Raw genomic sequence first — 25,263 nt, 5'->3', positions numbered from 1 at the left:
GCCCGCAGCACAACGACGCGGGCCCAGGAGGACTTCACATGACAACGACCAACCCGCTGCGCACCGCGAGCCAGCGCCGCCGACTCATTACCGCCGCGCTGGTGCTTGCCACTGGCCTGGCCTACGGGCTGCTGCCCGGCCGCGCCGAGGCGCAGTCGAACCATATCGATCCCAAGGTGCTGCGCATCGGCTACCAGAAGTACGGCACGCTGACGCTGCTGAAGGCGCGCGGCACGCTGGAAAAGCGCCTCGCGCCGCAAGGCATCAGCGTCAGGTGGACCGAGTTTCCGGCAGGGCCGCAACTGCTCGAGGGGCTCAATGTCGGCGCCATCGACTTCGGCACCGTCGGCGAGGCGCCGCCGATCTTTGCGCAGGCCGCGGGCGCGCAGCTGGCCTATGTCGGCAACGAGCCACCGGCGCCGGTGGCCGAGGCCATCGTCGTGCCCAGGGGCTCGGCGCTGCGCTCGGTGGCCGACCTGCGCGGCAAGCGCGTGGCGCTGAACAAGGGCTCGAATGTGCATTACCTGCTGGTGCGGCAGCTGGAGCAGGCCGGCATTCCCTACAGCGAGATCCAGCCGGTCTACCTGCCGCCGGCCGATGCGCGCGCCGCCTTCGAGCGCGGCGCCGTCGATGCGTGGGTGATCTGGGACCCGTTCCTGGCCGCCGCCGAAAAGCAGCTGGGCGCGCGCGTGCTGGCCGATGGCCGCGGTGCGGACGGCAGGAACGTGGTCAGCAACCATCAGTTTTACCTGGCGTCGCGCCCCTACGCCCAGGCCCGGCCGGAGATCGTCAGCCTGATCCTGGAGGAACTGGCCACGTTGGGGACCTGGGCGCAACAGCACCCGAAGGAGGCCACCACGGTGCTTACCGATGAAACCGGACTGCCGGCCGAGGTGCTCGCGCTTGCGGTGTCGCGCTTCTCGTACGGCGCGCGCCCGGTCAGCGCCGAGGTACTGGCCGAGCAGCAACGCATTGCCGATGCGTTTCACGCGCTGAAGCTGATTCCCAAGCCGGTCAAGGTTGCCGAGGCGCGCTGGGCCGCGCCGCAGCAGCAGGCCCGGCGCTGACACGGCGGTCAACAACAACAGGAACACGACATGCAAGTATTCTGGTTCATCCCCACCCACGGCGACAGCCGCTACCTGGGCACTTCCGAAGGCGCGCGCGCGGTCGGCTTCGATTACCTCAGCCAGGTCGCCGTTGCCGCCGACACGCTCGGCTATGAAGGCGTGCTGATCCCGACGGGCCGCTCGTGCGAAGACCCGTGGGTGGTGGCATCGGCGCTGGCCGCGGTCACGCAGCGCCTGAAGTTCCTGGTTGCGGTGCGCCCGGGCCTGATGGCACCGACCCTGGCCGCGCGCATGGCCGCGACTTTCGACCGCATCTCCAGTGGCCGCTTGCTGATCAACCTCGTCACCGGCGGCGATCGCGCCGAGCTGGAGGGCGACGGCCTGTTTCTCGACCACACCGCGCGCTACGAGGCCTCGGCGGAATTCCTGCGCATCTGGCGCCAGGTGCTGGCCGCCAGCCATGACGGGGATAAGGTCGATTACGACGGCAGTCACCTGAGCGTGAAGGGCGCCACCGTGCTCTACCCGCCGCTGCAGCGGCCGCATCCGCCGGTGTACTTCGGCGGCTCGTCGGCGCCGGCGCATGCGCTGGCGGGCGAGCAGGTCGATACCTACCTGACCTGGGGCGAGCCGCCCGCGGCGGTGGCGCAGAAGCTGGACGACGTGCGCCGCCATGCCGCGCGCCACGGCCGCACGGTGAAGTTCGGCATCCGGCTGCATGTGATCGTGCGCGAAACCGATGCCGCCGCATGGGCCGCGGCCGAGGACCTGATCAGCCGGCTCGACGACGACACCGTGGCGCGCGCGCAGGCCGTGTTCGCCAACATGGATTCCGAGGGCCAGCGCCGCATGGCCGCGCTGCACGCGGGCGGCACGCGCCGCACGCGCGAAGCGCTGGAGATCAGCCCCAACCTGTGGGCCGGCGTCGGGCTGGTGCGTGGCGGCGCCGGCACCGCCTTGGTGGGCGACCCGCATACCGTGGCCGAGCGCCTGCGCGAATACGCCGCGCTGGGCATCGACACCTTCGTGCTGTCCGGCTATCCGCACCTCGAAGAAGCCTACCGTTTCGCCGAACTGGTGTTCCCGCTGCTGCCGCGCGCGGTGCGCGCGAAGTTCGACAACCTGCCCGGCAAGGTGCTGTCCGGCCCGTTCGGTGAAGTCATGGCGACCGGCATCGTGCCGCGTGCCGCGCAAAGCTGAGGGGGAGGGGCAACCATGACGACTCCGCTATTGCCACCGCCGCGCCAGGCGCCGCAGGCATTGTGGCGCGCGGCCGCGCCGTGGATCGTGCCGATGCTGCTGATCGTTGCGTGGCAGCTGGCGTCGCAGCACGGCTGGCTGTCCAGCCGCGTGCTGCCGGCCCCGCTGGCCGTGGTGCAGGCCGCGTGGGAACTGGCGCGCTCAGGAGAACTATGGCGGCACGTCGGCGTCAGCACCTGGCGCGCGCTGCTGGGGTTTGCCATCGGCGGCGGGCTGGGCCTGCTGCTGGGGCTGCTGACGGGCACCTTCCGCAGCGCCGACACGCTGCTGGACAGCACGCTGCAGATGGTGCGCAACATCCCGGCGCTGGCGCTGATCCCGCTGGTGATCCTGTGGTTCGGCATCGACGAAAGCGCCAAGCTGTTCCTGGTGTCGCTGGGCGTGTTCTTCCCGGTGTACCTGAACACCTACCACGGCATCCGCTCGGTCGACGCGGGGCTGGTGGAGATGGCGCGCAGCTACGGCCTGTCCGGCTGGCAGCTGTATCGCGAGGTGATCCTGCCCGGCGCGCTGCCGGGGATCCTGGTGGGCGTGCGCTTTGCGCTGGGGCTGATGTGGGTGGTGCTGATCGTCGCGGAGACCATCTCCGCGCAGTCGGGCATCGGCTACATGACCATGAATGCGCGCGAGTTCCTGCAAACCGACGTGGTGCTGGTCGGCATCCTGCTCTATGCGCTGCTGGGCAAGCTGGCCGACTGGCTGTCGCGCGGGCTGGAGCGCTACTGGCTGCGCTGGCACCCCGGCTACGCCGCGGCCTGAGCGGCGCGGCACCCAATCAAGGCAAGGAGATCGAGATGCAGATGTATCCGGTGGAACAGGCGGCGCTGGCCGAGCTGGAGGCGGGCCTGGCGCGGCGCGAGGCGCCCGCTGCGGCCGTGGTGCCCGAGGCGCCCGGCAAAAACGCGGCGGGCGGCGTGGCGCTGCGCGTGAAGCAGGTGGTCAAGCGCTACGACGGCCGCACCGTGCTGCATGATGTGGCGCTGGATGTTGCGCCGGGTGAGTTCCTGGCCATCGTCGGGCGCAGCGGCTGTGGCAAGAGCACCTTGCTGCGGCTGGTGGCCGGGCTCGAGGCGGCCGACGGCGGCAGCATCGCCATCGATGGCGAGGCCGCTGCCCTGGGCCCCACGAGCCGCGCGCGGCCGGCGGACGTGCGCGTGATGTTCCAGGACGCGCGGCTGCTGCCCTGGAAGCGCGTGCTGGACAACGTGGCGCTGGGCCTGCCGCGCGCACGCCGCGCCGAAGCGGCGCAGGTGCTGGCGCAGGTCGGGCTGGCCGACCGCGCGCAGGCGTGGCCGGCACGGCTGTCCGGCGGCCAGCGCCAGCGCGTGGCACTGGCGCGCGCGCTGGTGCACCACCCGCAGCTGTTGCTGCTCGACGAACCGCTGGGCGCGCTGGATGCGCTGACGCGCATCGAAATGCAGGCCCTGATCGAATCGCTGTGGCGCAGGCTGGGCTTCACCGCGCTGCTGGTCACGCACGATGTCTCCGAAGCGGTGGCGCTGGCTGACCGCATCGTGCTGATCGAGGACGGCCGCATCGCCATGGACACGCGCGTGGCGCTGGCGCGTCCGCGCGAACGTGGCGCCGCGGGCTTTGCGCAACTGGAAGCCGAGGTGCTGCAGCGGGTGATGCGGCCGTCGCCGCCGGCGGGCGCGCAGCCGGCCGCAGCCGCCGCGCCCGCCGCACCCGCCGCACCCGCGCCGCTGAATGTGAGCTGGGCGGCGTGACCGGAGCGCGGCCGGCCAAACCTGCGCGGTAGTGCCGCGCGGCGCATATCGACAGTGCTAAATCTTCATACGCCGGCGCCCGCCGGGCTCCTATCATGAGCAGGCAGGCGGCCGCCGGCGTCGCGCTTGCCCTATCACCAATCAGACCTCCGGCCCGAGCGGCCCGGTCAACCCAAGGATCACCATGCCAGGCGTGCATGAACCCACGGGCGCAGCGTCTGCGCTCCAACGCTATCTCGAATCGCTGCCGCGCCGGCCGCTGGCGGACCGCCAATTGTGGCGCGATGCGCGCGGGCAGGTGCAGGGCCAGTTCTTCAACTGCTCGCTGACCAGCGCGTTCGAGCCGCTGGTGACGCTGGCGGACCGGCAGGTGGTGGCGCATGAAGGCGCGGTCCATACCTACGCCGAGGACGGTGTCGGCCTGGCGGCGTGGAAGCTGTTCGCGATGGCGGCGGACGATCACACGCTGGTGTCGCTGGACCGGCTCTCGCGCCTGTTGCATGCCATCAACTACTTTGCCGCGGACGGCGAGCACAAGCTGGTGCTGAACGTGCACAACCGGCTGCTGGCCGCGGTGGCCGACGACCACGGCGCGGCCTTCCGGCGCGCGCTGCAGTCGCTGGGATTGCCGCTGGAGCGCTTCGTGATCCAGGTCCCCGCCAGCGCCAACGACGATCTCGGGCTGTTGCTGCATGTGGTCGGCAACTACCGGCGCAACGGCTTCGCGGTGAGCCTGCAGGCCTCGGATCCGGCCGAGGCCGGCGCGCTGATGGCGCATGCGCTGCCGGACTGGCTCAAGCTGGACATGCGCCGCACCTGGACCGACCGCCAGCTGGCCGGGCTGCGCGCCAGCGCGGCCAGCGCCGGCGTCACGCTGATCGGGCGGCGCCTGCAGGACGCCGAGAGCATCGAACGCCTGCAGGCCGCCGGCATCGGCCTGGGCCAGGGCGCCTTTGCCGGCGGGCTGGTAAATGCGGCCGCGCTGCGCGCGGCGGATCGATCAGGCGCGGCATCCCGTGCCGCGACGTTGGATGCACTGAACGAGGAGCCGGTATGACGCCATCGGACAGGACCGCGCCCGGCCGTGCCACGCGGCTGGACATTCCCCGCCACCTGCAGGTGCTGACGGTGCCCGGCTTGCACGGCAGCGGCCCGGGGCACTGGCAAAGTCGCTGGGAACAGCAGTTTCCGGACTGGCAGCGGGTGGAGCAGCATGACTGGTCGCGCCCGAGCCTGCCGCTGTGGGCCGAGCGCGTTTCCGAAGGGGTGATGCGGGCCCGGCGCGTGGCCGCGCGCGGCGCCGTGCTGGTGGCGCACAGCTTCGGCTGCCTGGCCACGCTGCGCCAGGCGGCGCTGGACCCGGTCGGCATCGCCGGCGCGTTGCTGGTGGCGCCGGCCGATCCGGACAAGTTCGGCGTGGCGGCCTTGCTGCCCGCCTACCGGCTGCCATTCCCGACCATCCTCGCGGCCAGCCGCAACGACCCGTGGATGCCGCAGCGCACCGCGTTCTCGTGGGGCACGCTGTGGGGCAGCGAACTGGTCGACGTGGGCCATCTGGGCCATATCAATGCCGATTCGGGACTCGGCGAGTGGCCCGAAGGCCTCGCGCTGCTCGATACGCTGGTGCAGCGCATCGGCGCGGCGGCCGATGCCGGCACGGGAAGTGCCGCAGGCACCCCTTGGGAGGCGGGAGTCGAAGTCGCCTCGACGGTCCCTTATATCTAAACCGTCTAAGAAAATTCATAAAGATTCGTTCTTTTTATAAAGCCGGGTGTGCAGAATCTGTCTCGTAGGCCGGCGCAATATGCGCTGGCGTCATAAGAACGGCGTGCGAAGAGCCGGGGCATCTGGCCTGGCAGCGCACCGCTCACAGACGAGACGACATGCCTCCATCCATCTCCCTGGCGCACACGCCGCCCCCGGCGGCGCCCCGCGCGCCCGAGTCCGGGTCCGGTTCGGCGCGCGCGCCGCGCAACCCGTCCAGGCAGCGCTTCACCGTGCTGCCGGGCTTCGGCCTGTCGCTCGGGTTCACGCTGTTCTACCTGACGCTGATCGTGCTGGTGCCGCTGTCGGCCACGTTCCTGAAGACCTTCACGATGACGTGGGACGCGTTCTGGAGCGCGATCACGGCGCCGCGCGTGGTGGCGTCGCTGCAGCTCAGCTTCGGCGCGTCGCTGATCGCGGCCATCGTCAATACGGTGTTCGGGCTGATCGTGGCGTGGGTGCTGGTGCGCTACCGCTTTGTCGGCAAGCGCCTGATCGATGCGCTGGTCGACCTGCCGTTCGCGCTGCCGACCGCGGTGGCCGGCATCGCGCTGACCGCGCTGTTCGCCGGCAACGGCTGGATCGGCCGCTACCTGGAGCCGCTCGGCATCAAGGTCGCGTTCACGCCGCTGGGCGTGGTGGTGGCGCTGACCTTTATCGGCCTGCCGTTCGTGGTGCGCACGGTGCAGCCTGTGCTGGAAGACGTCGAGCAGGAACTGGAGGAAGCCGCCGCCAGCCTCGGCGCCGACCGGCTGCAGACCTTCCGCCGCGTGATCCTGCCGGCGATCCTGCCGGCGCTGCTGACCGGGTTTGCGCTGTCGTTCGCGCGCGCCACCGGCGAGTACGGCTCGGTGGTTTTCATCTCCGGCAACATGCCGATGGTGTCCGAGATCGCGCCGCTGATGATCTACTCCAAGCTGGAGCAGTACGACTACGCCGGCGCCACCGCGGTGGCGGTGGTGATGCTGGTGATCTCGTTCGCGCTGCTGCTGCTGATCAACCTGCTGCAGGCGTGGACGCGCCGCCACCAGTCCGGTGCGCGCGCCGCGCTGGCTGCCGAAGCGCCCGCCGCGGGCAAGGAGTTCTGAGATGGCCGGAGCAATCTCGGCACGCCTGCGCGGGCACGGCAGCGCCAGGGGCCATCACCGCTACGACGCCACCGGCGAGGCGCCATGGGTGCGCTACACCCTGATCGCGGTGGCGGTGCTGTTCCTGACGCTGTTCCTGTTCGTGCCGCTGGCGTCGGTGTTCTATGAAGCCTTGCGCAAGGGCGTGCAGACCTACTGGGAAGCGCTGGTCGAGCCCGATGCGCTGGCCGCGATCCAGCTCACGCTGACGGTGGCGGCGATCGCGGTGCCGCTGAACGTGGTGTTCGGCGTGGCGGCGGCATGGGCCATCGCCAAGTTCGACTTCCGCGGCAAGAACCTGCTGATCACGCTGATCGACCTGCCGTTCTCGGTGTCGCCGGTGATCTCCGGCCTGGTCTACGTGCTGCTGTTCGGCGCGCAGGGCTGGCTCGGCCCGTGGCTGCAAGCACACGACATCAAGATCATGTTCGCGGTGCCGGGCATCGTGCTGGCCACCATCTTCGTGACCTTTCCCTTCGTCGCGCGCGAGCTGATCCCGCTGATGCAGGCGCAGGGCAGCGAAGAGGAAGAGGCCGCGATCGTGCTGGGCGCGTCGGGCTGGCAGACCTTCCGCCATATCACGCTGCCCAATATCCGCTGGGGCCTGCTGTACGGCGTGATCCTGTGCAATGCGCGGGCCATGGGCGAGTTCGGCGCGGTGTCGGTGGTGTCGGGCCATATCCGCGGGCTGACCAACACCATGCCGCTGCATGTGGAGATCCTCTACAACGAGTACAACTTCGCGGCCGCGTTCGCGGTGGCGTCGCTGCTGACCCTGCTGGCGCTGGTGACCCTCGGCATCAAGACCCTGGTGGAGTGGCGCGCCCGCAAGGAAACCGAAGAGGCCGCGCCCGAGCGGCCGCTGGCAAGCCTGCCGGCTTCAGTGCAAGGACAAGCATCATGAGCATCCAGGTCAAGAACGTAGAGAAGCGCTTTGGCGATTTCGTCGCGCTGGACAATGTCTCGCTCGATTTCGACGAGGGCGAGCTGACCGCGCTGCTGGGGCCTTCGGGCTGCGGCAAGACCACGCTGCTGCGCATCATCGCCGGCCTGGAGCGCGCCGACGCGGGCCAGATCGTGCTGGCTGGGCGCGACGCCTCGGACCAGCACGTGCGCCAGCGCCAGGTTGGCTTCGTGTTCCAGCATTACGCGCTGTTCAAGCATATGAGCGTGTTCGAGAACGTCGCCTTCGGCCTGCGCGTGAAGCCACGCGCCGAGCGCCCCAGCGAAGCACAGATCCGCGAGAAGGTGCATGCGCTGCTCGATCTCGTGCAGCTCGACTGGCTCGCCGACCGCTACCCGGCGCAGCTGTCGGGCGGCCAGCGCCAGCGCATCGCGCTGGCACGCGCGCTGGCGGTGGAGCCGCGCGTGCTGCTGCTGGACGAGCCGTTCGGCGCGCTCGACGCCAAGGTGCGCAAGGAGCTGCGCCGCTGGCTGCGGCGCCTGCACGACGAGCTGCATGTGACCAGCGTGTTCGTCACGCACGACCAGGAAGAAGCGCTCGAGGTGGCCGACCAGGTGGTGCTGATGAACCGCGGCCGCGTCGAGCAGTACGGCTCGCCCGAGGCGGTCTACAACCATCCGGCCACGCCCTTCGTGTTCGGCTTCCTCGGCAACGTCAACCTGTTCCACGGCCGGCTCGAAGTGGGCGAGAGCGGCGGCCTGCTGCATACCGGCGAGGCGGTGCTGCCGGTGGTTGGCAGCGGCCACGAGACCGCCGGCGATGCGGTCGCCTATGTCCGCCCGCACGACCTGGACCTGGAACGCTATGCGCCCGGCGCCGACGGCATTGCCGTGACGCTGCGCCGCGCGCTGACGCTGGGCCCGGTGGCGCAGCTCGAGCTCGAGCGCGAAGACAACCAGGACGTGATCGAGGTGGCGCTGCCGCTCGAGCGTTTCCGCCACGCGGGCTTCCGCGAGGGCGAGCTGCTCGCCGTGCGCCCGCGCCAGCTGCGCGTCTTTACGCAAGCCAACGGCACCGCCCCCACCCAAAAACAAGAGGCCGCACGATGAACTTCCAGCAACTGCGTTCGATCCGCGAGGCGGTGCGCCGCCAGTTCAACCTGACCGAGGTCGCCAACGCGCTCTACACCTCGCAGCCCGGCGTGTCGCGCCAGATCCGCGAACTGGAGGAGGAGCTGGGGGTGGAGATCTTCGAGCGCTACGGCAAGCGCCTGACCGGACTGACCGAGCCCGGCCGCGAGATCGTGCGCATCGTCGAGCGGCTGCTGCTCGAGGCCGAGAACCTGCGCCAGGCCGGCGACGAATACGCCGGCCGCCACACCGGCCGGCTCACCGTCGCCACCACCCACACCCAGGCGCGCTATGCCTTGCCGCGCGTGGTGCAGTCCTTCCGCCGCGAATACCCGCATGTGACGCTGGCACTGCAGGAGGCGTCGCCCACGCATATCGTCGAGCTGCTGCTGACCGGCCAGGCCGATATCGGCATCGCCACCGAGGCGCTGGCGAGCGAGGCCGGGCTGACGTCGTTCGAGGCCTACAGCTGGCAGCACGTACTGGTGGTGTCGCCGGACCATCCGCTGACGCGCCTGCCGGAACCGACGCTCGAAGACGTCGCCAACTTCCAGCTGATCACCTACGACGCCGGCTTCACCGGCCGCCGCAAGATCGACAGCGCCTTTGCCGAGGCCGGCCTGCAGCCCGAGATCGTGCTGACGGCGCTGGATGCCGATGTGATCAAGACCTATGCCGAGCTCGACCTGGGCGTGGGCATCATTGCGTCGATGGCCTATGACGAACGCAAGGATTCCGGGCTGGTGCGGATTTCGGCCGACCACCTGTTCGCGCCAAACACCACCAGCGTGGCGGTGCGCCGCGGCGCCTACCTGCGCGGCTATGCGCACGCCTTTATCAACATGTTCGCGCCGCACCTGTCGCGCGACACCGTCAGCAGCGCGCTGTCCGAGCAGGACCGCCAGGCTCTGACCGCCTGAGCCGGCGCGCGGCGCCGGCGGCACCGCGGCGGTCGGCGGGTACGCCGTCCGCACCCCCCCGGTGCCGTTCGCACCCCGTGCCCGCCGTTCGTCGCAACAGACTTTCTTCCACCCCCGCCGCGGGGTACATTCCCTGCACGTGCCCGCGCTGGCATTCCGCCCTGGCGGCGCACGCGTACCGCAGCGCAACAAAGCTTGCGCACGGCCGCCGGTCGGCAAGGACCGGGCAAGGGAGAGAGAGACGATCATGCGTGACGACGAACCGCTGCTGCGCTGGCAGTGGCGCGGCTATGCCCGCAACCACCAGCATCCCCGCAACCTGCTGCTGCATATCGTGGCCGTGCCGATGTTCATGGGCGGCACCGTGCTGAGCCTCTACGGCCTGCTGCGCCTGAACCTGCCGGCGCTCGCGCTGGGGCTGGTATGCCTGGGCATGTCGATGGCGCTGCAGGGCCGCGGCCACCGGCTGGAAGCCCATGCGCCGGAGCCGTTTGCCGGGCCGGCCGATATCGCGGGTCGGATCCTGGCCGAGCAGTGGATCACCTTTCCCCGCTATGTGCTGTCCGGGCAATGGTGGCGCGCGCTGACGGGCCGCGGCACGGCGCCTGCGCCCGCACCCGCGCGGTCTGGCGATGTGACCGGGCAGGGCGGCTGACGCATCTCGATGTCGGGATCACATCACCCGCTGTATTGCGCGCGGCGAAAGCCGCGCTAACATGAACGCCATGGACCGCTGCTTCTCACACGCCTGCACCGCCATTCCGTCCCGCCTGAATATCCTCGGGCGCGACCTGCTGTTCGTGCTGTGCATGAACTCGGTGATCGCCATCAGCCTGAACTACGGCTTCCAGACCGGCGGCACGCTGTGGCACAACTTCGTCTACAGCCAGCTGATCGGCCTGTCGATCTGGGCCCTGATCGACATCCCGCGCGTGGTGATCTGGTGGAACGACCGCCCGCGCCGCTGGCCTTTCCTGCTGCTCGCCGCCGCGGCCGTGCCCGCGGGCGTGGTGTTCGGCAGCTGGGCCACGCGCGTGGTGCTGGATCTCCCGCCCAAGTCGGCCGACGAGGCCGGCGGCATGCTGCGCATGTGCCTGGTGGTGGGCATGCTGGCGGCGGCGTCGATGATCTATTTCTACTGGTCGCGCGAGAAGCTGGCGTCGCTGGAGCGGCAGGCGGCGCTGGACGCGCTGCAGCGCGAGGAAGCCGAAAAGCAGCTGGTGCGAGCGCAGCTGATGGCGCTGCAGGCGCAGATCGAGCCGCACTTCCTGTTCAACTCGCTGGCCAACCTCGACGGCCTGATCGCCACTGATCCGCCCGCGGCGCGGCAGCTGCTGCAGCGGCTGATCGGCTTCCTGCGCATGTCGCTGGCGCACACCCGCGCCGAGCAATGCACGCTGCGGCAGGAGTTCGAGCTGCTGCGCAGCTATCTCGAGATCCAGGCCATGCGTTTCGGCCAGCGGCTGTCGTATGACATCGACCTGCCGCGCGAGCTGGCGAAGGTGGAAATCCCGCCGATGCTGATCCAGCCGCTGGTGGAAAACGCCGTCACGCACGGCATCGAACCCTGCATGATCGGCGGCCATATCCGGCTGTCGGCGCGCGCCGCCGGCGACAATGCGGTGCAGGTGGTGATCGCCGATACCGGCGTCGGCTTCGGCCATGCCTCGGGCAAGGGCTCGGGGCTGGGCATCACCCATGTGCGCGAGCGCCTGGCGCGTATCTTCGGCGCGGCGGCGACCATGCAGATGGAAGAGAACACGCCGCGCGGCGTGGTGGTGCGGCTGACCTTGCCGCTGGAGCGCCCGGCCGAGGCGCCAACCCTGACCCAGACCGTCACCGCGGTGCCGGAGGGCATGCCGGTATCCGCCGCGGCCATGTCACGGTTCTGACGCGCACGCGCTGTCGGTTCACCTGAAAAGAACAAGCGCTGCAGTTTTCGCCCGGGTGGGCCTGCGGTCGCCACGAAGCTGCGAACGCCAACGCTCCCACGCCCCCATCAAGCCCCATCAAGCCCCATCAAGCCCCCATGACCCCGACCCTGCTGATTGCCGACGACGAAGCGCTGCTCGCCCGCGTGCTGGAATCCGAACTGGCGGCCCTGTGGCCCGAAGCCAGGGTGGTGTCCGTGGTCCACGACGGCGTGGCGGCGCTGGCGGCGGCGCGCGAGCACCAGCCGCGCGTGGCCTTCCTCGATATCCGCATGCCCGGCATGAGCGGCATGGACGTGGCGCGCGAACTGATCGAATTCGATACCCCGCCGCTGGTGGTGTTCGTCACCGCCTACGACCAGTTTGCGCTGGAGGCCTTCGAGCGTGCCGCGGTCGACTACGTGCTCAAGCCGGTGCAGCGCGAACGGCTGGAAGCGACCGTGCAGCGCCTGAAGGACCGGCTGGCCGCGCCCGCGCAAGCGGAGGACGGCGAGGATGACGCGGCGGTGGCCGAGACCGACCGGCTCGGCCAGCTGCTGGCGCGCCTGGAATCGCTCGAGCACGCCACGCCGGGCGCGGCCGGCGCGCCGCAACGCCAGTACCTGCGCTTTATCAAGGCGCTGGTGGGGCAGGAGGTGCGCATCATCCCGGTCGACGAAGTGATCTACCTGGAAGCCACCGACAAGTACGTCAACGTGGTCTCGGGCGCCGGCGAGGCGCTGATCCGCACCAGCCTGCGCGAGCTGACGCAGCAGCTCGATCCCGAGCGTTTCTGGCAGGTGCACCGCGGCACCGTGGTCAACATCGGCTGCGTCGCCAGCGCGGTCAACCAGTCGCTGGGCCGGCTGTCGCTGCGGCTGCGCGACCGGCCGGAACTGCTGCCGGTGGCGCGCCAGTACGCGCACCTGTTCAAGCAGATGTGAGGGCGCGAGCCGGCAGGAAGCGCCAGGCCGCGGGCGGCGTGGCCGGCACCTGCCAGCAGCGGGCAGGGGTTTTCCTCTATGATGCGGGCTTCGGCCCGTATTTTTTTGCCCGCCGCCCGGCCCACCGCAGCACCCTCCGACCGCCCGCGCCATGTCCACCGCCGCCCTCGAGCCCACGCCAAATTCCCTTCGCCACGACGCCCAGGTGATCGGGCTGGTGGGGCTGGCGCATGGGGTCTCGCACTTCTACCACCTGTTGCTGGCGCCGCTGTTCCCGTGGATCAAGGCCGAGTTCGGGCTGAGCTATGCCGAGCTGGGCCTGCTGATGACGGTGTTCTTCGCGGTCTCGGCGGTGGTGCAGACCGCGTCCGGCTTCGTGGTCGACCGCTTCGGCGCGCGGCCGGTGCTGTTCGGCGGGCTCGCCTGCCTGGGCGCCGCGGCCTTGCTGCTGTCGGCCAGCGGCGGCTATGCCGGGCTGCTGTTCGGCGCGGCGGTGGCCGGGCTGGGCAACGGCGTGTTCCATCCGGCCGACTTCACGCTGCTGAACAAGCATGTGTCGCAGCCGCGCCTCGGACACGCGTTCTCGGTGCACGGCATTTCCGGCAACCTGGGCTGGGCCGCGGCGCCGCTGTTCCTGGTGGCGATCGCCAACCTGGCCAGCTGGCGCGTGGCGCTGGCGGCGGCGTCGGCGGTGGCCCTGATCGTGCTGGCGGTGCTGGTGGCGCTGCGCCACGTGCTGGACCCGCGCGAAGTGCAGGGCGCCGTGGGCCGGCCCGCCGCCCGGGCGGCGGCAGCGGACGGGAGCGTGCTGGGCTTCCTGCGCCTGCCGCAGGTGTGGGTGTGCTGGGGCTTCTTCCTGCTGACCACGTTTTCCGCCGCCGGCATCCAGAGCTTCGCGCCCACCGCGCTGACCTACCTGTACGGCATGCCGTTCACGCTGGCCACGGCGTCGTACACCGTCTACATGCTGTGCAGTGCCGGCGGCATGATCGTCGGCGGCTTTGCCGCCAGCCGCACCAGCAACCATGACCGGCTGATCGCGGTCAGCTTCACCGTGTCGGGCCTGATGGCGGTGCTGGTGGGGCTGAACCTGGTGCCGGCGCTGCTGGTGCCGGTGCTGATGGGCGTGATCGGCTTCGGCGCCGGCACCGCCGGGCCCTCGCGCGACCTGCTGGTGCGCGCGGCCGCGCCGGCCGGCGCCACCGGGCGCGTCTACGGCGTGGTCTACTCGGGGCTGGATATCGGCCTGGCCTGCGGCCCGCTGTTCTTCGGCGCGCTGATGGATGCCAGGCTGCCGGCCTGGGTCTTCTTCATGATCGGCGGCTTCCAGCTGCTGTCGATCTTCACCGCGGTGACGGTGGGCAATGGCAACCGCTCGCGCAGCCGGTCCGCGGCCCGGGCGGAGGCCGCCTAGCCCGGCCAGCCCGCCGCCATCCGAATCCGCTTGCCCGAGGAACGTTTCCATGCCAATGACGCCGGCCAACGCCACCCAGCCTGAAGACACCGAGCGCGACACGCCGCTGCCGGGCGGCCATATCCTGGTCGATGCGCTGCTCGCGCACGGCGCCGAGCTGGCCTTCGGCGTGCCGGGCGAAAGCTACCTGGCGGTGCTCGACGGCTTCCACCGCCGCCGCGACCGGCTTCGCTTCATCGTCTGCCGCCAGGAGGGCGGGGCCGCGGTGATGGCCGAGGCCTACGGCAAGCTGACCGGACGCCCCGGGCTGGCGTTCTGCACGCGCGGGCCCGGCGCCACCAATGCCAGCATCGGCGTGCATACCGCGTTCCAGGACTCGACCCCGATGATCCTGTTTATCGGCCAGGTCGGCACCGATTTCATGGACCGCGAGGCCTTCCAGGAAATCGACTACCGCCGCATGTTCGGCCAGATGGCCAAGTGGGTGGCGCAGATCGACCGGGTCGAACGCATTCCGGAATACATCGCGCGCGCCTACCAGACCGCCACCTCGGGCCGGCCCGGCCCGGTGGTGCTGGCGCTGCCCGAGGACATGCTGGCGCAAAGCGCAGCGGTGCCGCAGCTGCAGGCGTACCAGCGCGTCATGGCCTGGCCCGGCGAGGCCGGGCTGGCGCGGCTGGCCGAAATGCTGCACGCCGCCGAGCGCCCGTTCGTGCTGGCCGGCGGCAGCGGCTGGACCCCGCAGGCCTGCGCCGACCTGCAGGCCTTTGCCGAGCGCTTCGCGCTGCCGGTGGGCTGTGCCTTCCGCGGCCAGGACCTGTTCGACAACCGCCACCCCAACTACGCCGGCGATGTCGGCATCGGCATCAATCCCGCGCTGGCCGAACGCATCCGCAAGGCCGACCTGGTGCTCGCGATCGGCCCGCGCCTGGGCGAGATGACCACCGGCGGCTACGCGCTGATCGCGGCGCCGCGGCCGGCGCAGACGCTGGTCCATGTGCATGCCGGTGCGGAAGAGCTGGGCAGCGTGTACCAGGCCGACCTGATGATCCAGGCGTCGATGCCGGCCATTGCCGCGCGCCTGGCGGGCCTGCAGCCGCAGGCCGTGCCGCGCTGGAAAGCCTGGACCGAAGCGGCGCATGCCGACTATGAACGCTACCTGCAGCCGCCGCCGTTCACCGGGCAGGGCGTCGACATGGCCGAAGTCATCCGCACGCTGGACCAGCTGCTGCCGGCCGACGCGGTGGTGACCAATGGCGCCGGCAACTATGCCGGCTGGCTGCACCGCTATTTCCACTATCGCCCGTTCACCAGCGGCGGCCGCGGCCAGCTGGCGCCGACCAGCGGCGCGATGGGCTACGGCGTGCCGGCCGCGGTCGGCGCCAAGATCGCCTTCCCGCAGCGCACCGTGGTGGCGCTGGCAGGCGACGGCTGTTTCCTGATGAATGGCCAGGAACTGGCTACGTCGATGCAATACCAGGCGCCGGTGATTATCATCGTCGTCAACAACGGCATGTACGGCACCATCCGCATGCACCAGGAACGCGAATACCCCACGCATGTGTCCGGCACCGAGCTGCGCAACCCCGACTTTGCCGCACTGGCGCGCGCCTATGGGGCACGCGGTGCCACCGTGACCACTACAGATGCCTTTGCGCCGGCCTTGCGCGAGGCGCTGGCCGCGCCGGTGTCGACGCTGATCGAGATCCAGGTGGATCCGGACGTGATCACGCCGCGCACCACACTGAGCGCGATCCGCGCGCAGGCGCTGGCCAGCCGCAAGCCCTGAAGCCGTACCGCCTGCACCACGGAATACATGGATTTTTTTATCAGGAGACCGTAGATGAAGCCCGTCACCACCGACCTGTGCGACGCGCATGAAGACCGCCTGGCCACGGGCACGCTGCGCGTGATGGCGCCGGTGTTCCGCGCCTTCGGCAAGCAGCCGGCGTTTGCCGGTCCCGCGGCGACGCTCAAGGTGTTCGAAGACAACTCGCTGGTGCGCAGCACGCTGGAGTCGCCGGGGCAGGGGCGGGTGCTGGTGATCGACGGCGGCGGCTCGCTGCGCTGCGCGCTGGTAGGCGGCAACCTGGGTCTGCTGGCGGAGAAGAACGGCTGGGTCGGCATCGTCGTCAACGGCTGCGTCCGCGATACCGCCGAGCTGGACGTGTGCGACATCGGCATCCGCGCGCTGGCCGCACATCCGCAGAAGAGCCAGAAGCGCAACGTGGGCGAGCGCGAGGTCGCGGTGCAGATGCCGGGCGCGGTGGTGCGCCCGGGTGACTGGATCTATGTCGATGTCGACGGGATCCTGGTCGCCGACGAACCGCTGGAGCGCTGAGCATGCCGCGCGTCTTCGTCTACGGCACGCTGCGCGCCGGCGAGGTCAACGACCTGAACGCCGCGGCGCTGCGCCACGGCATTGCCGCGCCCACGCTGCTGGGCACGGGCACGGTGGCCGGCAGGCTTTATGACTTCGGCACTTATCCCGGCCTGGTGCTGGATGCCGGCGGCGGGCCGGTGGTCGGCGATATCTACGAGATTGCCGACGCCCTGCTGCCGGTGCTGGACGAGATCGAGGAGGTCTATCCGGGCCAGGCCACGCTGTTCGTGCGCGAGCAACGGGCGGTGCAGTGCAATGGCCAGCCGGTCGCCTGCCTGCTGTATCCGGTGGCCGACGCCGCGGCCGCCGCGCTGCCGCGTATCGACAGCGGCGACTGGGTAGCCTATCGCCGCGCCCGCGATACGGGCGTGGCCTGAATTTCGCACGCGTTTCAAACAGGCGGCGCCCATTCGCGGCGCCGTTTGCTTTTGCGTAGCATGGCCAACCATGACATCGAACGATGGAACCGACGGCCATGCATGCTCCGCAAGTCCTGCCGCACCTCCCGCCACACATCCCACAGCACATCCCACAGCAAGCGTGCTGCATCGACGCCGGCGACGTGCGTCTGGCCGTTACCCGCTGGGGCGAGCCCGGGCCGATGCGGCCGACCATCGTGCTGGTGCACGGCTATCCCGATAACAGTGAAGTCTGGCACGCCGTGGCGGCGCGACTGGCCGGGCGCTTCGACGTGGTGGCCTACGACGTGCGCGGCGCCGGGCGCTCGACCGCACCGCAGGGAACCGCGGCCTACCGGCTGCAGAAGCTGGCCGACGACTTCATCGCCGTGATCGATGCGGTGTCGCCGCAGCGCGCGGTGCACCTGGTCGGCCACGACTGGGGATCGATCCAGGGCTGGGAATTCGTTACCGATCCACGCCTGCGGGGGCGCATTGCCTCGTTCACCTCGTGCTCCGGCCCGTGCCTGGACCACGCGGCCATCGCGCTGCGCGAACTACGCGGGCAGCGCTCGCTGGCGGCGCTGGGCCAGGTGCTGCGCCAGCTGATGGCGTCGTGGTACATCGGCGTGTTCCACCTGCCGTGGCTGCCCGAACTGGCGTGGCGGCTTTGGCTGGGGCGGGCCTGGCCGCGCTACCTGCGCCGGACCGAGGGTGTGCGCGCCAGGCCGAACCCGACCCAGACCGCGGACGGGTGCCACGGCGTGCGCCTGTACCGCGCCAATATCCTGCCGGTATTGCGCGCGCCACGCCGCCGTCCTGCGGATGCCCCGGTGCAGCTGATCGTGCCGCTGCACGACCGTTACGTGACGCCCGCGGTCACGGAAGGCATGCACGCGTGGACTTCGCAACTGTGGCGCCGCGCCGTGCCGGCGCAACACTGGCTGCCGTTGGCCGACCCGGCGGGGTTTGCGGCCATGGTCGGCGAATTTGTCGGCCATATCGAAGGCGCGACGGCGTCCGCGGCGCTGCAGGCGAGTCGGCTCCGCTAGCAGCTTGCGCCACATCCGGCTATTTTTCACGATGTGGAAAATAGTTTTGGACCGCAAAAATGCCGGTTTGCGCGGCACAACGTCATTTCTCATGATGAAAGATTCTGTCCCGCATCATGAAATATTTAGTACAAGCCATTGATTATTAAGTGAAATAAATCTTGGTATGGCACCGGTCGCGGGCTTGTTGCAACGCGGTAGCGTTCTCTACACTCTTATATAAGACACAGGACATCGGGTGCCGCAACAGCGGCCAACGCAGCGGCGACGCGACGACGCGGCCCCGGGTCACGGTGAGCACGAGATTCTCAGCCATCCCCAATCCACGTTCAGGAGAGCGACCATGAACCGCCAAGAGCAGATCCAGGCCCTGCAGAAAGACTGGGAGACCAATCCGCGCTGGAAGGGCATCAAGCGTAATTTCACCGCCGCAGATGTGGTGCGCCTGCGCGGTTCGGTTCAGGTCGAGCACACCCTGGCGCGCCGCGGTGCCGACAAGCTCTGGCACCTGCTGCACACCGAGCCGTTCGTCAACTCGCTCGGCGCGCTTACCGGCAACCAGGCCCTGCAACAGGTCAAGGCGGGCCTCAAGGCGATCTACCTGTCGGGCTGGCAGGTTGCCGGCGACGCCAACCTGGCCGGCGAGATGTATCCCGACCAGTCGCTCTATCCGGCCAACTCGGTGCCGCAAGTAGTCAAGCGCATCAACAACACCTTCCAGCGCGCCGACCAGATCCAGTGGAGCGAAGGCTCGGGCGACACCGACTTCTTTGCCCCCATCGTCGCCGACGCGGAAGCCGGCTTCGGCGGCGTGCTGAATGCCTTCGAACTGATGAAGGCGATGATCGAGGCGGGCGCCGCCGGCGTGCACTTCGAAGACCAGCTCGCTTCGGTGAAGAAGTGCGGTCACATGGGCGGCAAGGTGCTGGTGCCAACCCGCGAAGCCGTCGCCAAGCTGACCGCCGCGCGCCTGGCCGCCGACGTCTCGGGCGTGCCGACCCTGGTGATCGCCCGCACCGACGCCGAGGCCGCCGACCTGCTGACCTCGGACATCGACGACAACGACAAGCCGTTCTGCACCGGCGAGCGCACCGTCGAAGGCTTCTACCGCGTCCGCAACGGCCTGGAGCAGTCGATTGCGCGCGCGCTGGCCTACGCCGAGGTGGCCGATCTGGTGTGGTGCGAAACCGGCAAGCCCGACCTGGAATTCGCCAAGAAGTTTGCCGAGGCCGTGCACGCCCGCTTCCCGGGCAAGATGCTGGCCTACAACTGCTCGCCGTCGTTCAACTGGAAGAAGAACCTGGACGACGCCACCATCGCCAGGTTCCAGCGCGAACTGGGCGCGATGGGCTACAAGTTCCAGTTCATCACGCTGGCCGGTTTCCATTCGCTGAACTACTCGATGTTCAACCTGGCCTATGGCTACGCCCGCAACCAGATGAGCGCGTTCGTCGAACTGCAGGAAGCCGAGTTCAAGGCCGCCGAGAAGGGCTTTACCGCGGTCAAGCACCAGCGCGAGGTCGGCACCGGCTACTTCGACGCCGTGACCCAGACCATCGAAGGCGGCCAGTCGTCGACGACCGCGTTGAAGGGTTCGACCGAAGACGAGCAGTTCTTCGAAGACAAGAAAGTGGCCTGACTCTCCTGGTCACTCCCGCCGGCTCGTGGGTCCGGCGGGATCGGGAGGGCGTGCGACCATCACGCTCTCTCTTTTAGGCGACGCGCCGTTCTCTCTCTCAGGGACGGCGCGATTTTTTTTGCCCCTTCGATCTGGAAGATTGTCCAAATGCAACAAATTGTCATTTTTGACGGCTTGCAGCATTTGGGTGATTCCCTCGCGCGGGCAGATGGCTTAAAGTGCCGGGGCCTTTATCGGCACCTCCGAGCCACTCCACCCAGAACAACATCATGAAAGCAACTCTCTCGCTCGCTTCCTGCGCCGTCGCGGCGGCACTGCTGGCCGGCTGTTCCGGCGGCATGCCCACCAATGTCGACGGCATGCTGAGCGCCGGCACCTCGCTGGCCAAGGCTGCCACGCTGTCGGACGCCGACGTCAAGAGCCTGTCGGACCAGGCTTGCGCGGAATCGGACAAGACCAACAAGATCGCCGCTGCCAACAGCACCTACAGCAAGCGCCTGGTCAAGATCATGAGCGGGCTGAAGAACAGCGACGTGCCCAACGTCAATGCCAAGGTCTACATGACCAAGGACGTCAACGCCTGGGCCATGGCCAACGGCTGCGTGCGCGTCTACAGCGGCCTGATGGACATGATGACCGACGACGAGGTGCGCGGCGTGCTGGGCCACGAGCTGGGCCACGTGGCGCTGGGCCACACCAAGAAGGCCATGCAGGTGGCCTACACCGCCACCGCGGCGCGCGGCGCGGCGGCGTCGGCCGGCAATGGCGCGGTGGCGGCGCTGTCGCAATCGCAGCTGGGCGAACTGGGCGAGAAGCTGATCAACGCGCAGTTCTCGCAGTCACAGGAAACCGCGGCGGACGACTATTCGTTCGACCTGCTGACCAAGAACAAGTCCAGCACCAAGGGCCTGGTCACGGCGTTCCAGAAGCTGGCCAAGCTCGACGGCGGCAAGTCCAGCATGTTCTCGTCGCACCCGGGCTCGGAAGACCGCGCCAAGCACATCGAGCAGCGCATGAGCAAGGCGTCGTAAGCCGCCTAAGCCAGCAAAAAACCGCCCGCTCCGGTCATGCCGGTGCGGGCGGTTTTGCTTTGGCGCGCGCTGCGCCCGGGACTCAGCGGTAGACGATCACCGGAATGTCGGTATGCGTCAGCACCTTTTGCGTCTCGCTGCCGAGCAGCAGGCCGGACAGCCCGCGCCGGCCGTGCGAGGCCATGAAGATCACGTCGCAGCCGTGGCGCTCGGCGGCGTCGATGATGCCGAGGTAGGGCACGGCAAAGGTCGACATGTCGGCGTCGAAGGTCACGCCGGCCGCCGTGGCCAGGTTTTCGACTTCTTTCAGATATAGCCTGGCCTGGTTTTCGATGCGGTCCTTGAACGCCTGCGGGGCCTCGACCACGATCTCGCTGAACGGCGTGTACGGGTATTCCTCCAGGCAGACATAGGCCGTGACGCGTGCGCCGATGGCCTTGGCGAGCTCCAGTCCGCCGTTGATGGCCTTCTTGGAGAGTTCCGAGCCGTCGGTGGGAAGCAGGATATGTTGGAACATGCGGGGCTCCTTTGCTGACTAGGGTCGGGGCAGGGCGCTTGCCGGCCGGTTGCGGCATGGCCGCGGCGCCGGGCAACGCCTGTCTTGAGTCCATTGTAGTCAGTGTGCCGAGAAGGTCATTGCGTAATGTCAATGTCATCCGGATGGCTCTGCGGCACGCCCCGGGGATTCAGTCCGCCAGCACTTCCGCCGCGGGCAGCGCCGCGGCCTGCTCGGCGCGCCGCCAGTAGGACGGGTTGCCGTAGGTGTTCTTCAGGTGGTCGATAAACAGCCGCACGCGCAGCGGCAGGTGCTTGCGCTGCGGGAACACCGCATGGATGCCGATCGGCGGCGCCTGGAACTCGTCCAGCACCGTCACCAGCCGCCCGCTGGCAATCTCGCTGCCGACTTCCCACCACGAGCGCCAGGCCAGCCCGTTGCCCTGGAGGCACCACTCGTGCAGCACCGCGCCGTCGCTGCACTCCATGGTGCCGCCCACCTTCACGGTCACGGCGCGGCCTTCTTCCTGGAACACCCAGCCGCGCTGCATGTTGGCGCTGGCGCCGAAGGCCAGGCAGTTATGCCGCTGCAGGTCCTCCGGCGTGTTCGGGCGCCCGGCGCGCGCCAGGTATTCCGGCGCGGCCACCACCACGCGGCGGGTTTCGGCCAGCCGGATCGACACCAGGCTGGAATCGGGCAGGTCGCCCAGGCGGATGGCGCAGTCGAAGCCTTCGTTGACCAGGTCGACCACGCGGTCGGACAGGTCAAGGGTGATCGACACGTCCGGGTGCGACTCGATGAACAACGGCACCAGCGGCGCCACGTGCTTGCGTCCATAGCCGGCCGGCGCGGTCACGCGCAGGTGGCCGCTGGCCTTGACGCCGCCGGCCGAGACGCTGGCCTCGGCGTTGTGCAGGTCGTTCAGGATGCGCTGGCAATCCTCCAGGAAGGCCGAGCCCTCGAAAGTCAGGCTGATCTTGCGCGTGGTCCGTACCAGCAGCTTGACGCCCAGCCGCTCTTCCAGGGCATCGATGCGCCGGCCGATGATCGCGGGTGCCACGCCCTCGGCCGCGGCGGCGGCGGACAGGCTGCCGCGCGAGGCGACGGATACAAAGGTCTCCAGTTGTTTGAAATGGTCCACGAATGTTTTGCCTGAGATGCGCGGGAAGTCCCGCGGGGTGCCGCGCTGGCCACGCGCCGGGTGCCGGGCGGGCCTTTGGTCACCAGTGGAGAGGATTTGGTGCGGAGTCTTGTTTTAGTGAGCCAAGATTAGATGGGTAAAAGTAAAAGATCAAGTGACCGACGGCCACTTTGCCGCACTGCAGCGTCTCCCTACAATTCGATGCATTCAATGGTGTACAGAGCCACGCAGCTGTGGTCTGGCCGCCGCTCACCCAGTCGCCCCGTACCGCAGGTTGTCCAGGTTCCCATGAACAAGATCCGCGCCGTCGTCTTCGATGCCTATGGCACGCTGTTCGACGTGTATTCCGTCACCGCGCGCGCGGAGCAGCTGTTCCCGGGACGCGGCGAGGCGCTGGCGCTGCTGTGGCGCGACCGCCAGATCGACTACACGCGCATCCGCACCATGGCCGCGCCCGATGGCGCGCACTACAAGCCGTTCTGGGCCATCACCGTGGACGCGCTGCGCTACGCCGCCGAGCGCCTGGGCCTGCCGCTGGACGAAGCCGCCGAGGCGCAGCTGCTGAAGGAATACGCGTGCCTGTCGGCGTTCCCGGAGAACCTGGGCGCGCTCAAGCGCCTGCGCAAGGCGGGGCTGCCGCTGGGCATCCTGTCCAACGGCAACGCGGAAATGCTCGACATCTCGGTCAAGAGCGCCGGCATGCACGGGCTGTTCGACCATGTGCTGTCGGTCGATGCGGTGCGCCAGTACAAGACCGCGCCGGCCGCCTATGCGCTCGGGCCGCTGGCCTTCGGCCTGGAGGCGCAGGAGATGCTGTTCGTCTCGTCCAACGGCTGGGACGCCTGCGGCGCCACCTGGTATGGCTACACCACTTTCTGGATCAACCGTGCCGGCCACCCGGCGGAGCGGCTCGATGTCGCCCCCGCCGGCACCGGGCACGACATGAACGACCTGCTCGAATTCGTCCGCGCCCGTGGCGTGGCGGCATAGCAGGACGCCCAAGAACCAAAGCTATCGCTATCGTTTAACAGGAGAATACAGATGGCTATCACGCTGCCCGCGGGCATGAAGATTACCGGCGAAATCCTGCCGGCCTACGAAGATATCCTCACGCCGGAAGCCCTGGCCCTGGTAGACAAGCTGCACCGCGCCTTCGAGCCGCGCCGTCAGGAACTGCTGGCCGCGCGCGTGGCGCGCGCCAGGCGCCTGGACGCCGGCGAAGTGCCCGATTTCCTGCCGGAAACCAGGAGCATCCGCGAAGGCGACTGGAAGGTTGCGCCGGTGCCCAAGGCGCTGGAATGCCGCCGCGTGGAAATCACCGGCCCGGTCGAAGCCAAGATGGTGATCAACGCCTTCAACTCGGGCGCTGACAGCTACATGACCGACTTCGAGGATTCCAACACCCCCAACTGGCACAACCAGCTGCAGGGCCAGGTCAACCTGAAGGCCGCCGTGCGCCGCACGCTGACGCTGGAATCGAAGGGCAAGCAATACAAGCTCAACGACAAGATCGCCACGCTGCAGGTGCGTCCGCGCGGCTGGCACCTGGACGAGAAGCACGTCACCATCGACGGCAAGCGCGTCTCGGGCGGCATCTTCGACTTCGCGCTGTTCCTGTTCCACAACGCCAAGGAGCAGATCGCCCGCGGCGCCGGCCCGTTCTTCTACCTGCCGAAGATGGAAAGCCATCTGGAAGCGCGCCTGTGGAACGACATCTTCGTGATGGCGCAGAACGAGATCGGCCTGCCGCAAGGCACCATCAAGGCCACCGTGCTGATCGAGACCATCCTCGCCGCGTTCGAGATGGACGAAATCCTGTATGAGCTGCGCGAGCACAGCGCCGGCCTGAACGCCGGCCGCTGGGACTACATCTTCTCGTGCATCAAGAAGTTCAAGAACGACAAGGACTTCTGCCTGGCCGACCGCGCCAAGGTCACCATGACCGCGCCGTTCATGCGCTCGTACGCGCTGCTGCTGCTCAAGACCTGCCACCACCGCGGCGCGCCCGCGATCGGCGGCATGAGCGCGCTGATCCCGATCAAGAACGATCCGGAAAAGAACGCCATCGCCATGGAAGGCATCATCAGCGACAAGCGCCGCGATGCCACCGACGGCTACGACGGCGGCTGGGTGGCGCACCCGGGCCTGGTCGAGCCGGCCATGAAGGAATTCGTGGCGGTGCTGGGTGACAAGCCGAACCAGTTCGGGAAGCAGCGTCCGGACGTGCAGGTGAAGGGCGCCGACCTGCTGAACTTCCAGCCGGAAACGCCGATCACCGAGCATGGCCTGCGCATGAACATCAACGTTGGCATCCACTACCTGGGCGCCTGGCTGGCCGGCAACGGCTGCGTGCCGATCCACAACCTGATGGAAGATGCCGCCACCGCCGAGATCTCGCGCTCGCAGGTGTGGCAGTGGATCCGCTCGCCCAAGGGCAAGCTGGAAGACGGCACCAAGGTCACGGCCGAGCTGGTGCGCAAGCTGATTCCGGAAGAGCTGGGCAAGGTCAAGGAACTGGTTGGTGGCGACACCAGCACCTATGACCGCGCCGCCGAGATCTTCGAGCAGATGTCGACGTCGGAGGACTTTGCCGAGTTCCTGACGCTGCCGCTGTACGAAGAAGTCTGAGCGGCCTGGCACTGCCATCAGAAACCGCAGCTTCGGCTGCGGTTTTTTTTGCTTCTTCGCGCAACGGCCTGTTAAGTCCGCCTTACATCTGTCATGCAGTGCAGCAACACAGCGTAACTAGTTGTAACATTAGAGATGTATGCTGCACTTTCATTGTCCTGTCTTCAAGACTTTTTGGGTTTATCCCTAGGGTTTGAGTTGGAGGAAACACTCTAGGATGCGGTTTCCATGGTGCGCTGCAAGATTGGCGGCGCGGCACCCTCGGAACGCTTTGTGGCGACCGATTGCCAGCGCTGGCGCGCCATTCCGTCCGATCCATCCACAG

The 25,263-nt window shown here is 68.5% G+C and carries 24 protein-coding genes; 22 read left to right on the top strand and 2 right to left on the bottom strand.

Features of this window, described 5'->3' with window-relative positions:
- Nucleotides 1-38: 38 nt before the first annotated feature.
- From A3AG_RS0122915 to loiP, 20 genes are all read left to right on the top strand, one after another.
- Nucleotides 39-1,067 (top strand): sulfonate ABC transporter substrate-binding protein, encoded by a 1,029-nt coding sequence (locus tag A3AG_RS0122915; protein ID WP_018007677.1) that lies wholly within the window; start codon nt 39-41, stop codon nt 1,065-1,067.
- 30 nt (nt 1,068-1,097) lie between these two features.
- Nucleotides 1,098-2,270 (top strand): FMNH2-dependent alkanesulfonate monooxygenase, encoded by a 1,173-nt coding sequence (gene ssuD / locus A3AG_RS0122910; protein ID WP_018007676.1) that lies wholly within the window; start codon nt 1,098-1,100, stop codon nt 2,268-2,270.
- Nucleotides 2,271-2,285: 15 nt separating this feature from the next.
- On the top strand, nt 2,286-3,089 hold the full coding sequence (gene ssuC / locus A3AG_RS0122905; protein WP_018007675.1) for an aliphatic sulfonate ABC transporter permease SsuC: 804 nt from the start codon (nt 2,286-2,288) through the stop codon (nt 3,087-3,089).
- A gap of 35 nt (nt 3,090-3,124) precedes the next feature.
- A complete protein-coding gene (locus A3AG_RS0122900) occupies nt 3,125-4,057 on the top strand; it encodes an ATP-binding cassette domain-containing protein (protein ID WP_018007674.1) in 933 nt (310 codons plus the stop codon).
- 184 nt (nt 4,058-4,241) lie between these two features.
- Complete coding sequence (locus A3AG_RS0122895) at nt 4,242-5,114, top strand: EAL domain-containing protein (RefSeq protein WP_018007673.1); 873 nt, start codon at nt 4,242-4,244, stop codon at nt 5,112-5,114.
- Nucleotides 5,111-5,782: an RBBP9/YdeN family alpha/beta hydrolase gene (locus tag A3AG_RS0122890; RefSeq protein WP_018007672.1), complete on the top strand. Its 672-nt coding sequence runs from the start codon at nt 5,111-5,113 to the stop codon at nt 5,780-5,782. Before A3AG_RS0122895 ends, A3AG_RS0122890 begins: the two co-directional genes overlap by 4 nt.
- 158 nt (nt 5,783-5,940) lie before the next feature.
- A complete protein-coding gene (cysT, locus tag A3AG_RS0122885; RefSeq protein WP_018007671.1) occupies nt 5,941-6,909 on the top strand; it encodes a sulfate ABC transporter permease subunit CysT in 969 nt (322 codons plus the stop codon).
- A 1-nt stretch (nt 6,910) separates the two neighbouring features.
- Nucleotides 6,911-7,852, top strand: coding sequence for a sulfate ABC transporter permease subunit CysW (gene cysW / locus A3AG_RS0122880; RefSeq protein ID WP_018007670.1), 942 nt, complete (start codon nt 6,911-6,913; stop codon nt 7,850-7,852).
- The gene (locus tag A3AG_RS0122875) at nt 7,849-8,961 is read left to right on the top strand and encodes a sulfate/molybdate ABC transporter ATP-binding protein (RefSeq protein WP_018007669.1); all 1,113 of its coding nucleotides are present in this window, start codon (nt 7,849-7,851) and stop codon (nt 8,959-8,961) included. Before cysW ends, A3AG_RS0122875 begins: the two co-directional genes overlap by 4 nt.
- Entirely contained in the window at nt 8,958-9,902 is a 945-nt protein-coding gene (locus tag A3AG_RS0122870; RefSeq protein ID WP_018007668.1) for a CysB family HTH-type transcriptional regulator, read from the top strand. The genes A3AG_RS0122875 and A3AG_RS0122870 overlap by 4 nt, the downstream gene beginning before the upstream one ends.
- A 247-nt stretch (nt 9,903-10,149) precedes the next feature.
- Nucleotides 10,150-10,557 carry a DUF962 domain-containing protein gene (locus tag A3AG_RS0122865; protein WP_018007667.1) on the top strand — a complete coding sequence of 136 codons (408 nt, stop codon included), beginning with the start codon at nt 10,150-10,152 and terminating at the stop codon, nt 10,555-10,557.
- Nucleotides 10,558-10,618: 61 nt separating this feature from the next.
- Nucleotides 10,619-11,794 carry a sensor histidine kinase gene (locus A3AG_RS0122860; RefSeq protein WP_018007666.1) on the top strand — a complete coding sequence of 392 codons (1,176 nt, stop codon included), beginning with the start codon at nt 10,619-10,621 and terminating at the stop codon, nt 11,792-11,794.
- A gap of 137 nt (nt 11,795-11,931) precedes the next feature.
- Nucleotides 11,932-12,756, top strand: a complete 825-nt coding sequence (locus tag A3AG_RS0122855; RefSeq protein ID WP_018007665.1) for a LytR/AlgR family response regulator transcription factor — start codon at nt 11,932-11,934, stop codon at nt 12,754-12,756.
- 151 nt (nt 12,757-12,907) lie between these two features.
- The gene (locus A3AG_RS0122850) at nt 12,908-14,170 is read left to right on the top strand and encodes an MFS transporter (protein WP_026164415.1); all 1,263 of its coding nucleotides are present in this window, start codon (nt 12,908-12,910) and stop codon (nt 14,168-14,170) included.
- Nucleotides 14,171-14,219: 49 nt separating this feature from the next.
- Entirely contained in the window at nt 14,220-15,959 is a 1,740-nt protein-coding gene (locus A3AG_RS0122845) for a thiamine pyrophosphate-binding protein (RefSeq protein WP_018007664.1), read from the top strand.
- A gap of 54 nt (nt 15,960-16,013) precedes the next feature.
- A complete protein-coding gene (rraA, locus tag A3AG_RS0122840; RefSeq protein ID WP_018007663.1) occupies nt 16,014-16,511 on the top strand; it encodes a ribonuclease E activity regulator RraA in 498 nt (165 codons plus the stop codon).
- Between the two features lie 2 nt (nt 16,512-16,513).
- Entirely contained in the window at nt 16,514-16,930 is a 417-nt protein-coding gene (locus A3AG_RS0122835; RefSeq protein WP_018007662.1) for a gamma-glutamylcyclotransferase family protein, read from the top strand.
- A gap of 83 nt (nt 16,931-17,013) precedes the next feature.
- Nucleotides 17,014-18,003, top strand: coding sequence for an alpha/beta fold hydrolase (locus A3AG_RS0122830; protein WP_018007661.1), 990 nt, complete (start codon nt 17,014-17,016; stop codon nt 18,001-18,003).
- 343 nt (nt 18,004-18,346) lie between these two features.
- Nucleotides 18,347-19,642 (top strand): isocitrate lyase, encoded by a 1,296-nt coding sequence (aceA, locus tag A3AG_RS0122825; protein WP_018007660.1) that lies wholly within the window; start codon nt 18,347-18,349, stop codon nt 19,640-19,642.
- A gap of 269 nt (nt 19,643-19,911) precedes the next feature.
- On the top strand, nt 19,912-20,673 hold the full coding sequence (loiP, locus tag A3AG_RS0122820) for a metalloprotease LoiP (RefSeq protein WP_026164414.1): 762 nt from the start codon (nt 19,912-19,914) through the stop codon (nt 20,671-20,673).
- 82 nt (nt 20,674-20,755) lie between these two features.
- Here loiP and A3AG_RS0122815 read toward each other — a convergent pair whose 3' ends face one another.
- Together A3AG_RS0122815 and A3AG_RS0122810 are read right to left on the bottom strand one after the other, a co-directional pair.
- Entirely contained in the window at nt 20,756-21,190 is a 435-nt protein-coding gene (locus tag A3AG_RS0122815; protein WP_018007658.1) for a universal stress protein, read from the bottom strand.
- Between the two features lie 169 nt (nt 21,191-21,359).
- Entirely contained in the window at nt 21,360-22,310 is a 951-nt protein-coding gene (locus A3AG_RS0122810) for a LysR family transcriptional regulator (protein ID WP_018007657.1), read from the bottom strand.
- A 288-nt stretch (nt 22,311-22,598) separates the two neighbouring features.
- Here A3AG_RS0122810 and A3AG_RS0122805 point away from each other — a divergent pair, with 288 nt between their 5' ends.
- Together A3AG_RS0122805 and aceB are read left to right on the top strand one after the other, a co-directional pair.
- Nucleotides 22,599-23,300 (top strand): haloacid dehalogenase type II, encoded by a 702-nt coding sequence (locus A3AG_RS0122805; RefSeq protein WP_018007656.1) that lies wholly within the window; start codon nt 22,599-22,601, stop codon nt 23,298-23,300.
- Between the two features lie 51 nt (nt 23,301-23,351).
- Nucleotides 23,352-24,938 (top strand): malate synthase A, encoded by a 1,587-nt coding sequence (aceB, locus tag A3AG_RS0122800; RefSeq protein WP_018007655.1) that lies wholly within the window; start codon nt 23,352-23,354, stop codon nt 24,936-24,938.
- Nucleotides 24,939-25,263 lie beyond the last annotated feature (325 nt).

It is taken from the genome of Cupriavidus neocaledonicus (genome assembly GCF_000372525.1).
Classification (GTDB): domain Bacteria; phylum Pseudomonadota; class Gammaproteobacteria; order Burkholderiales; family Burkholderiaceae; genus Cupriavidus; species Cupriavidus neocaledonicus.
This window is presented reverse-complemented; position numbering and strand designations above follow the sequence as displayed.